This window comes from Janthinobacterium sp. BJB301, from assembly GCF_002735685.1.
GTDB classification, from domain to species: Bacteria; Pseudomonadota; Gammaproteobacteria; order Burkholderiales; family Burkholderiaceae_D; genus Janthinobacterium; species Janthinobacterium lividum.
Window position 1 is genome coordinate 63,061 of sequence record NZ_PDZJ01000006.1, and the last position, 12,534, is coordinate 75,594.

Consider the following 12,534-nt stretch of genomic DNA (forward strand, 5'->3'; position numbering starts at 1 on the left):
ACGTTCTTCCGCATGCGAGCAAAGCCACTCTGGTATGGATACTGACCTGCAACCTACTTCCGCCTTCAGCATCAGCGATGTCGAACGCGATACCGGACTGGCCAAGGAAACCTTGCGTGTGTGGGAGCGCCGCTACGCCTTTCCCCAGCCCCAGCGCGACGCCTTTGGCGAGCGCAGCTACCCGGCCGAGCAAGTGCAGAAGTTGCGCATGGTCAAGCGCTTGCTGGACCTCGGATTCCGCCCGGGCAAAATCATGCAGCACAGCACCGTGCAATTGCAGCAGCTGGCCAGCGCCAGCAGCGCGGCGCCGTCAACGCCAGCCCCCCAGCTCGAACACTACCTGTCCCTGTGCCGTGGCCACCAGATGGCAGAACTGGGCGACGCCCTGCGCAAGGCGCTGGCCGTGCTGGGCCTGAAAGCGTTCACCATCGACGTCATCGCCCCCCTCACCGGCATGGTGGGCGAAGCGTGGGCTTGCGGCGAACTGGCCGTGTATGAGGAGCATCTGTACAGCGAAACCTTGCAAACGGTGATGCGCCACGCCATCTTTTCCCTGCCACAAGCTAGCAGCCCGTCCACGCGCTCCCCACGCATCGTCCTCAGTACCTTGCCGCAGGAGCGTCATGGCCTGGGGCTGCTGATGGCCGAGGCGCTGTGCGCGGCGGCCGGCGCCCATTGCATGTCGCTGGGCGTGGAAACGCCGCTGACGGACATCGTCGCGGCCGCCCGCGCGCAACGGGCGGACATCGTGGCGCTGTCGTTTTCCAGCGCCAGCAAGCAACGGCAGACGCGCGACAGCCTGCAGCAGCTGCATGCAAGCTTGCCGCCCAACATGGAATTGTGGGCCGGCGGACGCAGTCCTGTGCTGACCAGGCAGCCGCCACACTTTTTGCATGTGCTGGACCTGCGGCAAGTCGACGAAAGCATCGCCGACTGGCGCCGCCGCCACCAGGCACTGGCCCTGCAAACCCACTGAACCGGCTGAAAAGCGCGGCAACTGCGGCGATCTCCGTGGATAGCCGCGCAATGTTGCCAATCGAACAGTAAAGCATGAAGGGCCGGGCGCGCTCTGGTAGAATAGCCCGTAACACAGTGTCCGGCGCCGCCGGGCCTTAGGTCAGCACCCGCCACCACACATCCATGTTTAGTTTCTTCAAGAAAAAACCCATCGCTCCCGAGGCTGCACCAGCCGAGCCTCTCGTCCTTCCCGCCGCCACGCCGCCTGCCGCTACGCCCCTGAGCGGTGCGCCGGCCGAGCTCGTGCCCGTGATCGTGGCCGCCGAACCCGAGAAAAAATCGTGGATGACGCGCCTCAAGGCCGGCCTGTCGAAAACCTCGAACACCCTGTCCGTGCTGTTTGTCGGCGCGAAGATCGACGACGCCCTGTACGAAGAGCTGGAAGCGGCGCTGCTGATGTCCGACGCCGGCATCGACGCCACGGAATTCCTGCTGACGGAACTGAAGAAGAGGGTCAAGGAAGACAAGCTGCTCGACGCAGCCGCCGTCAAGGCCGCCCTGAAAGTGCTGCTGATCGACCTGCTCTCGCCGCTGGAAAAGCGCTTCGAGCTGGGCCGCCACAAGCCGCTGGTGATGATGATTTCCGGCGTGAATGGCGCCGGCAAGACCACCACCATCGGCAAGCTGGCCAAGCACATGCAGTCGAACAACCAGTCCGTGCTGCTGGCCGCGGGCGACACCTTCCGTGCCGCCGCGCGCGAGCAGTTGATGGTCTGGGGCGAGCGCAACAACGTCACCGTGATTTCGCAGGAATCGGGCGACCCGGCCGCCGTGGCCTACGACTCCGTGCAATCGGCGAAGGCGCGCGGCATCGACGTGGTCATGGTCGACACGGCAGGCCGCTTGCCGACGCAGTTGCACCTGATGGAAGAATTGAAGAAAATCAAGCGCGTGATCGGCAAGGGCATGGATGGCGCACCGCATGAAACCTTGCTCGTCATCGACGGCAACACGGGCCAGAACGCCCTCACGCAAGTGAAGGCCTTCGACGATGCCCTGCAGTTGAGCGGCCTGGTGATCACCAAGCTGGACGGCACCGCCAAGGGCGGCGTGCTGGCGGCAATTGCCCGCGTACGTCCCGTGCCCGTGTATTTCATCGGCATCGGTGAGAAAATTGAAGACTTGCAGCCTTTCGTGGCTGCCGAATTTGTCGAAGCGCTGCTCGGATAAGCCCATACATGATTGAATTTCAGCACGTCTCCAAGCAATACTCCCCCGATGCCGTGGCGCTCAGCGACATTTCGCTCAGTATTGCCAAGGGCGAGCTGGTGTTTCTGGCTGGCCCGTCCGGCGCAGGCAAATCCACCTTGCTGAAAATGATCGCCGCCATGGAACGCCCCACGTCGGGCAAGCTGATCGTCAATGGCCAGGATATGGCGAAGATCAAGCCTGCCGGCGTGCCGTTTTTGCGCCGTAACATGGGCCTGATCTTCCAGCAGCAAAAATTGCTCAACGACCGCTCCATCCTGGCCAACGTCATGCTGCCGCTGCTCGTCGTCGGCGCCCACAAGGCGGCCGCCGAACAGCGCGCGCGCGCCGCGCTCGACAAGGTGGGACTGCTGGACCGCGCCATGGCGCGACCGCTGTCGCTGTCGGGCGGGGAACAGCAGCGCGTATCGATCGCGCGTGCCATCGTCAACCGGCCGCAGATCATCCTGGCCGACGAACCGACGGCCAACCTGGACCGCGCCAGCGCCAACAAGGTGCTCGACGCCCTGAAAGCATTCCACTCCGTGGGCGTGACCTGCCTCATTTCCAGCCATGACGAACAGATGCTCGACGCCGCCGCCCGCGTGATCCACCTGAAAAACGGCCAGCTGGTCGCCATCGACAAGGCCACGCAGGCGCCCGTCTTCGCGCCGCCCGATCCCGATTTTGCGCCCTCTCCCGACCAGGACGACGCGCAGGGAGAACAGGCATGAGAGGCTGGTTCCGTCAACACCGCTTCGCCCTCGGTTCGGCACTGATTCACTTGCGCAAGTCGCCGGGCGGCTTTCTATTGAACGTGCTCGTCGTCGCCATCGCCCTGTCGCTGCCGTTCGCCGGCTTGACCATGCTCGACAACGTGCGTCCCATGTCGGAACAGATGTCGGTCGACCCGGAAATCAGCGTCTTCCTGAAGATCGACACGCCGCGCGAGCAAGCCGTGGCCCTGGCCAGCGCCATGCGCAAGATCGTGGGCCCGCAAAAGGCGAAGATCGTCTTCATCCCGCGCGAACAGGCGCTGGACTCGCTGAAAAACAAGAGCGGCCTGGCCGATGTGCTCAGCACCCTGGGCGACAATCCCCTGCCCGACAGCTATGTGCTGAAACTCGATGCCTTCAGCAGCGCCAGCGAAGCGCAGGATGTCGATGCGGTGGCGGAACAGCTGCGCCAGCTGCCATTCGTGGAATCGGCGCAAGTCGATTCGGCCTGGGTCAAGCGCCTGGCGGCCCTGCTGGGCGTGCTGCGCCTGGTGCTGCTGCTGCTGGCGATCACGCTGGGCGTGGCCGTGATCGCCGTGGTCTTCAATACCATCCGCCTGCAGGTGATGCAGCAGCGCGATGAAATCAGCATCTCGAAATTGATCGGCGCCACCGATACCTTCATCCACCGCCCCTTTTATTACACGGGCGCCCTGCTGGGCCTGTGCGCCGGTGCGCTGGCCCTGGGCGCCGTGGCGCTGGCCTTGCAGCCGCTGAATACCGCGATTGCCGAGTTTGCCCGCCTGTATGCGTCCGAATTCCAGCTGGTGCCGCTGGCGCCGCTGCCGATGGCCGGCTTGCTGGCCCTCAGCGCCGGCCTGGGTCTGATCGGCGCCTTCCTGTGCGTGCAGCGCCACCTGGCGCGCCTGAACTGACCTTCCTTTCCATGGCGGCGCTCCCGCGCCGCCATGCGTCTCGCCATCTCCATATTGCTGTTATATTGATATTAAGCAAGTATTCTTAAGGCTCGCTTCAGTCAGAGGCCGTAGACTGGCCATGTTGTCGTAAAGCGGCCTGCAGCGCTGTTCAGATCGCTTTTTAAATATGTATATCAAGCACTCATTCGCCATAGCATTTAGGCTATCAGGTCGATTAAATGTGCTGATTGGCACTCTCAAGCAGAGAGTGCTAATATAGGGACATACCAACAGCAGAACCGCCATGGACGCCAGATGAAGATGGTGCCGCGATCTGCAAAGTGCAAGACCGAATACGCAAAAACGAAGATACGAGCTGCCACGTCGCGTGACGTGGCCAACTGGAACAAAGCAAGACTACGAGGGAGAAAACATGACTATGATGTCCGCAACGTCCGCATTGGTTCCGACCAAAAGTAATGCGCTGGGCCTCGGGTTCACTGGCAATCTGGGCAATATCGACGCCTATATTTCGGCCGTGAACCGCCTGCCCATGTTGACCCATGACGAAGAAATTTCGCTGGCGACACGCCTGCGTGAAAAAAATGACCTGGCCGCCGCGCAAGAACTGGTGCTGTCGCACCTGCGCCTGGTGGTCTCGATTGCCCGCGGCTACCTGGGCTATGGCTTGCCGCACGCCGACCTGATTCAGGAAGGCAATATCGGCTTGATGAAAGCCGTGAAGCGTTTCGATCCGGACCAGGGCGTGCGCCTGGTGTCGTACGCCATGCACTGGGTGAAAGCCGAGATGCACGAGTACATCCTGAAAAACTGGCGCCTGGTCAAGGTCGCGACGACGAAGGCCCAGCGCAAGCTATTCTTCAACCTGCGCAGCCACAAGACGGGCCTGGACGCGATGACGCCAAAGCAGATCGATGCGCTGGCCAAGCTGCTCGACGTGAAGCGCGAAGAAGTGATCGAGATGGAAACCCGCTTGAGCGGCCGCGACATCGCGCTGGAATCGCCGACCGACGATGAGGACGACAAGTTTTCGCCGATCGCCTATCTGTCGTCGGAGCAAAGCGAGCCGACCAAGGTACTGGAAGCGGAACAAGTGACGCGTCTGCAATCGGAAGGCCTGGAAACGGCACTGTCGAAGCTGGACGCCCGTTCGCGCCGCATCATCGAAGCGCGCTGGCTGGCCAACGACGACGGCTCCGGCGCCACCCTGCACGCGCTGGCAGAAGAGTTCGGCGTATCGGCCGAACGCATCCGCCAGATCGAAGTGGCGGCGCTGAAAAAAATGAAGGGCGCCCTGGCCGCCTACGTGTAATCGCAAGCAATGCCGCAATGCAAAAGGCGCCGCAAGGCGCCTTTTAGTTTTATAACTTGATATTTATCAACAGATAAACATTGTCAGCCCTTACGCTGCAGCCAAGCCCTTGGTGATCAGCTCGGCGACCAATTCATTCAGATCCGCGCCGCGTTCCTTGGCCAGGGTCTGCAATTGCAAGACCAGATCGCTGTTCAGCTTGACGGCGAATGGCACCAGGCCCAGGGCCTGATCGCGCTTGCGCTGCTCGCGGCGGTCGATGACCACCGCTTCCTTACCGAATGCACCGGCGCCGGGAACATTCATCTTTCCCATCAGTTTCTTGGCATCGCTTTTGGCCAGGTCGGTTTTTTTCATGGTTGTTTCCTGATTTTCAAAACAGCCATTCTACGCAGTAATCGGCGCGCCGCGTGGCTGGCGCATCAATTCACCGGCAGCACGCCAATAGCGCGCCGTAAAAATATCATTTTGTTACTATCATTTTCATCCCACGCGTGAACAAGCACGCCGGGGACGCTCCACCTGAAAGGAAAAACATGCATTATCTGACCCGCTCTTACCGCACCGTGCTGCTTCCCCTGTTCTACGCCTGCCTGGCCGTGCTGGCTGGCTGCGGCGCAGCCGGCAGCGCCGGCGACGCGGAAAACACGCCGCGCAGCGTCACCCACGTGCTGTCGCCGGGCGAACAGGTGGCCATCACGGCCACCGACACCCTGAAACTCGAACGTGTCAACGACAGCCGCTGCCGCAAGGGAGCCGTGTGCGTGTGGAAAGGCTACGTCAGCTACAGTTTCAGTTTGCTCAACAGCGCAGGCGCCACGGACATCGTCTTGTCCGACTCCATGCCCGGCGCCGCCAGTTCCGTCACCGTCAACCACCTGACGTTTACTTTGCTCGACGTCGATCCGGCCACGCCGCCCGCCCTGAATGCGGCCGAGCCCACGTACCGGGTCAAAGTGAAAATCACGCAGGGCGTACTGCCCCGCTAAACGCTGTGGCGCCGCCGGCTGTCGGCCGGCGCCTGCTGCCGGTCCAGCATGCCGTAATCGCGTACGACGGCGGCAATGCGCAGCCGGTAGTCGTCAAACACGCCCTGCCGGCCGGCCGTTTGCGCCGCGCGGTGCGCTTCCAGCTGCCGCCATTGCGCCAGCGCCGCCTCGTCGCGAAAGAACGATAGCGACAGTAATTTGCCTGGTTCGCTCAGACTGCTGAAGCGCTCGATGGAAATGAAACCGTCCACTTCATCGAGCAAGGGACGCAGCGCGGCGGCCAGGTCCAGATACTGCTGGCGTCCTTCCGCGCCGGGCCAGACTTCGAAAATCACGGCAATCATTTCATTTCTCCCAGGCTAAAAACAGGGATGCGCGCGTTCAGCGACGGCAGATAACGCCACGCCAGTGGCACGCGGTCCAGCCCGTCGGCCCACGCCTGCAGGCAAGCCGTGGCAATGGCCTGCGCGATGGACTGGCCCGGGCAGGCGTGGCGGCCATGGCCAAAGCCGCACTCCGCATGGCCGGCGCTGGCCAGCACGACGACGATCATCTGCCCGGCCGCCACGCGCACGCCATCGAATTCCACGTCTTGCGCCGTGTAGCGGCGCGTATTGTGGATGGAGGGGTCATGCCGGCTGACCTCGCGCAGCAGGGCTGGCCACAGCCGGGGGGCGGCACGCACTTGCGTGGACCACTGCGGTTGCGTGCGCAAGGCAACTATGGCATTGCCCAGCAAGCCGGCCGTGGCATCGCAGGTCTGCGACAGCAGACCCACGAGGTTGGCCAGCACGCCGCCCGAGGCTCGCCAGCCCAGCGCTTCCGCCTCGGACACGACCTTGGCCAGCAAGCTGCCGGGCAATGCATCCGCCTCGCGCAGCAACACGGTAAAACCTTGCAGCAAGGCGTCTGCAGCCACTTGCGCGCCAGCCAGTTGTTCTCCATCACTCAGCGGTGACAGGCAGGCGACGAAATCGCGCGTCCAGGCGGCCAGCGCCGGCCATTGCGCTGGCGCAAAACCCAGCAAGTCCGCCATGGCAAACAGGGGCAGTTCGAACAGCGCGCCGTTCAATTGCGCGGCGCTGGCGGGCACGCGGTCGCTGGCCATGCGCAATGTCCGCGCCTGCAGGCGCGCCAAGTCCACCTGTCCCAGCGAACGCGCCAGCACCTGCTTTGGCACGGCATGCCGTTCGCCTTCATTCATGCGCACCAATTCCGCAAAGATCGCACCGCACGGCGTGCCCGCCAGGGTATCCGGCACCGGCTGGCCGGTCGGGCGCACGCGGCAATCGGGATGCTCGAGCACGGCGCGCACGCCGGCCGCGCCCGTCGCCAGCCAGCAGTCGAGCTGCGCATCGAAACGCAGCGGCGGGCCGTCCGCCAGGCGCCGATAGTAGTCATACGGCGCCGCGTGGGTAAGGGCTGAAAAAGGGTCGGCGGGGTCGATAACAAAGTCGGCGAGCGGCATGCGCATTCCATTGCAGTGAGGTGGGGACACGAGTATGCTGCTCCTTCCACCACTACACTTCGCCCTGGAACGAATCATGGATGACAAGCTTCCCTCGGCCGACATGGGACTGGCGCAACTGGCCGGCGCCATCGCCGAACCGGCCCGCGCGCGCATGCTGTGCAGCCTGCTCGACGGCCATGCGCGCACGGCCACGGAATTGGCGGCGCTGGCCGAGGTGGGCGCCTCGACGGCCAGCGCCCATCTGGCGCGCTTGCGCGACGATGGCTTGCTGTCGATGTTGGCGCAGGGCAAGCACCGCTATTACCGCCTCGCCAGCGCGGAAGTGGGCCAGGCCCTCGAAGCGCTGCTGGTGGTGGCCGGCGTGGCGGCAACGCCATTTACGCCCACCACGCCGGACCGCTTGCGCCATGCGCGCACCTGCTACGATCACATGGCCGGCACGGTGGCCGTCGCCCTGCATGACCAGTTGCAAGCGCAAGGCTGGCTGCTGGACGATGGCGGCGAAGGCGAGTATCGGCTGTCGGCATCGGGCGCGGCCGGCATGGCGGCCCTGGGCATCGACGTGCCGCAATTGCAGCGCCAGCGCCGCCGCTTCGCCTGCGCCTGCCTGGACTGGAGCGAACGGCGCGCCCACCTGGGCGGCGCGCTGGGGGCGGCCATCCTGCAGCTGGCCCTGCGCCAGCGCTGGGCCGAACGCGAACTCGACAGCCGCGCCCTGCGCCTCACGCCGGCCGGTGAACGGCGCCTGCTGGCCGCCTTCGGTGGCGCTTGACCGGCGCAGGATTTTGTATCTCGGAAGCAACTAGAACGCAAAAAAAATGCGCTTTTATCATTCTTTTCATTCATCATATGCTGCGCCCTTGAGCGATCATCTTTACCTTTCGGCCATGGAAAGAGTCTATCTTGAAAACAGTGTCATCCAGCACGCGTCCCGCCAGCACCTGCCATAACTGCAATACCGATGCGCCAGGCAACTTCTGCAGCGCCTGCGGCCAAACGACTACCCTGCACATGCCCAGCGCGCGTGAATTCCTGCATGAATTTGTCGCCCATTATGTGGCGCTTGAAGGCAAGCTCTGGCGTACCCTGGCCCTGCTGCTGTTCCACCCAGGCGCACTCAGTAATGAATACCTCGCGGGACGCCGCGTGCGCTACGTCGAGCCGCTGCGCGTCTACCTGACCTTCAGCATCCTGTTCTTTGCCATCCTCAAGTTCAGCAGCCCCGGCGTGTTCCTCACCGTTCACGACCAGCAAGCCCAGGTAGGCGCCCATGGTCCCCGCCACATTGCGGAAAACAAGACATCGACCATGCAGGTCAGCATTCTGGGCCAGACGCCCACGCTGCCGCGCCAATGGCAAGACTTTGAGCAACTGCCCACGGCCGAGAAACAAAAACTCGTGGTGGAAAGCTTTTTCCATTACGCGCCGTACGCCATGTTTTGCCTGATGCCGCTGTTCGCCCTGTTCCTGAAAATCCTTTACCTGGGCAGCGGACGCCGCTATGGCGAGCATTTCCTGTTCGCCTTGCATACGAATGCCTTCGCCTTCATCACGATGGCGCTGATGATCCTGATTCCCGTCGACCTTGTCCGCCTCGTGCTCGGCGCCTGGCTGCTGGCCTATCTGCCCTGGGCCATGTGGCGCGTGTATCCAAGCGGCAAACTCGCCACCGTCTGCCGCTGGCTGTTATTGATGGTCGCCTACAGCCTCGCCATGAGCCTGGCGATCCTGGCCTGCATCGCCATCGGCGTGATGCTGCGGCATTAAGTTACGCCACTAAGGGACGCTCTGGCGGCGCCGTATCAGGCTATCATCCTGCACGCTATCTTTTTTGGGATGCACGATGATCAGCTTCGAAGGTTTGTCCAAACAGTACGGCGCGTTCGAGGCCGTCAAGCCGCTGACCTTGCAGGTAGGAAAAGGAGAGGTCTTCGGCTTCCTGGGCCCGAACGGGGCGGGAAAAACCACCACCATCCGTATGCTGATGGGCATCCTCGTGCCCAGCGCCGGGCGCGTGCTGGTCGATGGCCTCGATTGCCACCGCGATGGCGCCGCCGTCAAGCGCAAGGTAGGCTACCTGCCCGACAATCCCATCTTTTACGATTATTTGCGCGGCCGTGAAATCCTGCAATTCGTGGCCGAAATGCATGGTTTTTCGCGCACGGAAGCGGCCGCCCGCGCGGCGCGCCTGTTGACGGAATTCGGCCTGGACGAAGCGAGCGAGGATTTCGCCGTCAATTACTCGCTGGGCATGAAGAAAAAACTGGGCCTGGCCTGCGCGCTGATCCACGATCCAGCCGTGCTGATCCTCGATGAACCGATCAACGGCCTCGACCCGCGTGCCTCGCGCGACGTGCAGGAACGCTTGCTGCGCCGCGCCGCCGCCGGCGCCACCATCTTCGTGTCCACGCATTTGCTCGATATGGCGCAAAAGCTGTGCAGCCGGGTCGCCATCATCCACCGGGGCGCTTTAGTCGCCACGGGCAGCCTGGGCGATATCCGCCAGCAGTTGTCCAGCGATGGCAGCCTGGAAGAGCTCTTCTTGCAGCTCACCGATGAAACGTCGACGGCATGACACCGGCGCCGCCCACCGCCTGGCGCGCCGTCTGGCTGCTGACCCGCTTGCGCCTGCAGCGCCTGCTCAACATCAGCGGCCGGGGGCTTTCCTTCAAGAAAAACAGTAAAAGCCGCCCCGCCACGCCGGGCAAGCGCGGCGGACGCTGGCTGCTGGGCGCGCTGCTATTGCTGCCCATGCTGTTTTCCTTTGGCAGCATCGCCCGCCACAGCGTGCTGAACATGCATTGCTTGCTGGACCAGGTCGCCGCCTGCCAGGTGCGCGGCAGCCTGCACACGGACAGCGGCCTGCTCGACCCCGTCATCACGCAACTGATGGCCACGCCGTTCAGCGCGACGCTGATCGGCGGGCTGACCCTGCAACTAACGCTGTTGTGGCTGGTCAGCGTCCTGCTGCCGCTGGGCATGGGGGAACTATCGAAGCCGGATTGGGACCTGGAATGGCTGGTCACCCTGCCCGTCAGGAAAAGCACCCTGCTGTGGGCGCGCGTGCTCGAACGCACGCTCGTCAATCCGGCCGGCTTGCTGGCCTTGTGGCCCAGCACGACCGTCATCGCCTGGTATTCGGGCCAGGGCTGGTTTTCGCCACTGTCCGGCCTGCTCGCCAGCCTCGTCCTGCTGGCCCTGGCCGCCATGCTGCGCACTCTGGTCGACACGGGTTTGCGCCTGTCGCTCACGCCATCCCGGCTGGGCAACCTGCAGGCAGTGATTTCCCTGGCCGGGCTATTGCCCATGTATATCGGCATGTCGTTCGGCATGGGCACGGGCGGCTTCGCGTATGCCTGGGCGGCGGCCATGCCCGCCTGGAGCGGCTGGACGCCGCCGGGCCTGCTGCTGCGCCTGCTCAATGCCGATGGCGTGGCCGCCTTGCTGCCCGCCATCGTGCTGCTGGCGCAATGCTTGTGCTTGATGCTGCTGGGCATGGCCATCCTGCGCCGCCAGTTGCGCCATGGCGTCGTGGGCGCGGGCCAGCGCGAAGCCGCGCGCAAGCCGGCAACGGCGCCATCGCCCACGCAGCGGTGGCGCCCGCGCATCGGCACGGCGATCCAGCGGCGCGAGCTGACGTTGCTTTTGCGCGACCGCAATTTTCTCGTGCAAGCCCTGCTGATGCCCTTGCTGATCCTCGGCGGGCAAGCCCTGTTTACGGGCCAGGTGCGCGACGTGCACGCGCTGCTGGCCAGCCCCGTCTTGCTGGCCTCCACCGGCTTTTTCCTCGGCACGTATGTGCTGCTGATGTCGGCCTTCCAGACGCTGAACAAGGAAGGCGGCGCGCTGTGGCTGCTGTACACGTTTCCCGTCTCCATCGAACAGGCGCTGCGGCAAAAGGCGCAGCTGTGGGCCATGCTGGCCCTGCTGTATCCTTTGATACTGTTCGGTGCGGCGCTGGCCTGGCTGCCCGCGTGGTCGTGGCAGACGGCGGGCCTGATGCTGCTGGCCCTGGCCGGCATCCCTTTGTATGCGCTGATCGCCGTGGCGCTGGGCGTGTTTGCCAGCGACCCGCTGGCCACGGAAACCACGGCAAAGGTGCGCTCCACGTATATGTACCTGTATTTGCTGCTCACCGGCCTGTACATCGCCGCGCTGGCCGCCGGCAGCCTGGTGCAGCAACTCGTGTTTGTCGTGTTCACGGGCGCGCTGGCCGTGGCCCTGTGGCAAAAGGCGCGCGACGCGCTGCCCTGCCTGCTCGATCCCGCCGCTTCGCCGCCAGCGAGAATAGCGGCGGCCGATGGCCTGATCGCCGCCATGCTGTTTTTCATCTTGCAGACACTTTCCTTGATCTTGCTCAAAGGGAGCAGTGCGACGCCGCTGGCGCAGCTAGCCATCGCCTTCGGCGCGGCCGGTACGCTCACGTATGCGCTGCTGCGCCTCGTCTACTGGCGCGCCAGGACGGCCGGCGTGCCGCGCATCGGACAGGGCCGCCAGCCGTGGCGCCGGGGAGTCGCGGGCGCCTGTGCCGCAGTGCTGTTCGGCATCGGCTACGCGGCCCTGTTGCCGCCGCCCGCTGCACCATTGATGCAGATCAATGGCGATGGACTGTGGCTGCTGGCCGTGGGCGTGCTGGCCGCGCCCCTGTGCGAGGAATTCATCTTCCGCGGCTTGCTGCAGGGCGGCTTGCGCCGTTCTCTGCCCGCCTGGCAAGCGATCGGCATCGCCGCCGCGCTGTTTGCACTCGTGCATCCACCGGCCGCCATGCTGCCCGTCTTCGTGCTGGGCCTGTGCACGGGCATCGCATACGAGCGCAGCGGCGCGCTGCTGGCGCCCATGCTCGTGCACGCACTCTACAATGCCGCCATGCTCGGCTATCAGATGAATAGCTGATTGTTGCCGG

Annotated in this window: 13 protein-coding genes; 10 read left to right on the plus strand and 3 right to left on the minus strand. The window is 64.0% G+C overall.

Annotation, left to right across the window (positions count from 1 at the left end; translation table 11 throughout):
- Positions 1–34 precede the first annotated feature (34 nt).
- The 5 genes from CSQ91_RS25745 to rpoH all read left to right on the plus strand — a co-directional run bounded on the left by CSQ91_RS25745 (position 35) and on the right by rpoH (position 5,171).
- On the plus strand, positions 35–976 hold the full coding sequence (locus tag CSQ91_RS25745; RefSeq protein ID WP_092612944.1) for a MerR family transcriptional regulator: 942 nt from the start codon (positions 35–37) through the stop codon (positions 974–976).
- Positions 977–1,140: 164 nt separating this feature from the next.
- On the plus strand, positions 1,141–2,187 hold the full coding sequence (gene ftsY, locus CSQ91_RS25750) for a signal recognition particle-docking protein FtsY (protein ID WP_070278166.1): 1,047 nt from the start codon (positions 1,141–1,143) through the stop codon (positions 2,185–2,187).
- Between the two features lie 8 nt (positions 2,188–2,195).
- Positions 2,196–2,939, plus strand: coding sequence for a cell division ATP-binding protein FtsE (locus tag CSQ91_RS25755; RefSeq protein ID WP_034784934.1), 744 nt, complete (start codon positions 2,196–2,198; stop codon positions 2,937–2,939).
- On the plus strand, positions 2,936–3,856 hold the full coding sequence (gene ftsX, locus CSQ91_RS25760; RefSeq protein WP_034784931.1) for a permease-like cell division protein FtsX: 921 nt from the start codon (positions 2,936–2,938) through the stop codon (positions 3,854–3,856). The genes CSQ91_RS25755 and ftsX overlap by 4 nt, the downstream gene beginning before the upstream one ends.
- Positions 3,857–4,277: 421 nt before the next feature.
- The gene (gene rpoH, locus CSQ91_RS25765; protein ID WP_034784924.1) at positions 4,278–5,171 is read left to right on the plus strand and encodes an RNA polymerase sigma factor RpoH; all 894 of its coding nucleotides are present in this window, start codon (positions 4,278–4,280) and stop codon (positions 5,169–5,171) included.
- Positions 5,172–5,261: 90 nt separating this feature from the next.
- On the opposite strand, the gene CSQ91_RS25770 is transcribed toward rpoH, so the two are convergent.
- Positions 5,262–5,528: a hypothetical protein gene (locus tag CSQ91_RS25770; protein WP_034784922.1), complete on the minus strand. Its 267-nt coding sequence runs from the start codon at positions 5,526–5,528 to the stop codon at positions 5,262–5,264.
- A gap of 179 nt (positions 5,529–5,707) precedes the next feature.
- Between CSQ91_RS25770 and CSQ91_RS25775 the strand changes: the two genes are divergently transcribed.
- On the plus strand, positions 5,708–6,160 hold the full coding sequence (locus CSQ91_RS25775) for a hypothetical protein (RefSeq protein WP_099390007.1): 453 nt from the start codon (positions 5,708–5,710) through the stop codon (positions 6,158–6,160).
- Here CSQ91_RS25775 and CSQ91_RS25780 read toward each other — a convergent pair.
- Positions 6,157–6,504 (minus strand): antibiotic biosynthesis monooxygenase family protein, encoded by a 348-nt coding sequence (locus tag CSQ91_RS25780; protein ID WP_070258828.1) that lies wholly within the window; start codon positions 6,502–6,504, stop codon positions 6,157–6,159. The two genes, CSQ91_RS25775 and CSQ91_RS25780, sit on opposite strands and share 4 nt — an antisense overlap.
- On the minus strand, positions 6,501–7,628 hold the full coding sequence (locus CSQ91_RS25785; protein WP_099390084.1) for a cytochrome P450: 1,128 nt from the start codon (positions 7,626–7,628) through the stop codon (positions 6,501–6,503). Before CSQ91_RS25785 ends, CSQ91_RS25780 begins: the two co-directional genes overlap by 4 nt.
- A gap of 76 nt (positions 7,629–7,704) precedes the next feature.
- Between CSQ91_RS25785 and CSQ91_RS25790 the strand changes: the two genes are divergently transcribed.
- The 4 genes from CSQ91_RS25790 to CSQ91_RS25805 all read left to right on the plus strand — a co-directional run bounded on the left by CSQ91_RS25790 (position 7,705) and on the right by CSQ91_RS25805 (position 12,524).
- Positions 7,705–8,403, plus strand: coding sequence for an ArsR/SmtB family transcription factor (locus tag CSQ91_RS25790; RefSeq protein WP_099390008.1), 699 nt, complete (start codon positions 7,705–7,707; stop codon positions 8,401–8,403).
- 140 nt (positions 8,404–8,543) lie between these two features.
- Positions 8,544–9,398 (plus strand): DUF3667 domain-containing protein, encoded by an 855-nt coding sequence (locus CSQ91_RS25795; protein WP_225317264.1) that lies wholly within the window; start codon positions 8,544–8,546, stop codon positions 9,396–9,398.
- A gap of 76 nt (positions 9,399–9,474) precedes the next feature.
- Positions 9,475–10,206, plus strand: coding sequence for an ABC transporter ATP-binding protein (locus CSQ91_RS25800; RefSeq protein WP_099390009.1), 732 nt, complete (start codon positions 9,475–9,477; stop codon positions 10,204–10,206).
- Positions 10,203–12,524 carry a type II CAAX endopeptidase family protein gene (locus CSQ91_RS25805; RefSeq protein WP_099390010.1) on the plus strand — a complete coding sequence of 774 codons (2,322 nt, stop codon included), beginning with the start codon at positions 10,203–10,205 and terminating at the stop codon, positions 12,522–12,524. The genes CSQ91_RS25800 and CSQ91_RS25805 overlap by 4 nt, the downstream gene beginning before the upstream one ends.
- The last annotated feature ends 10 nt before the right edge of the window (positions 12,525–12,534 follow it).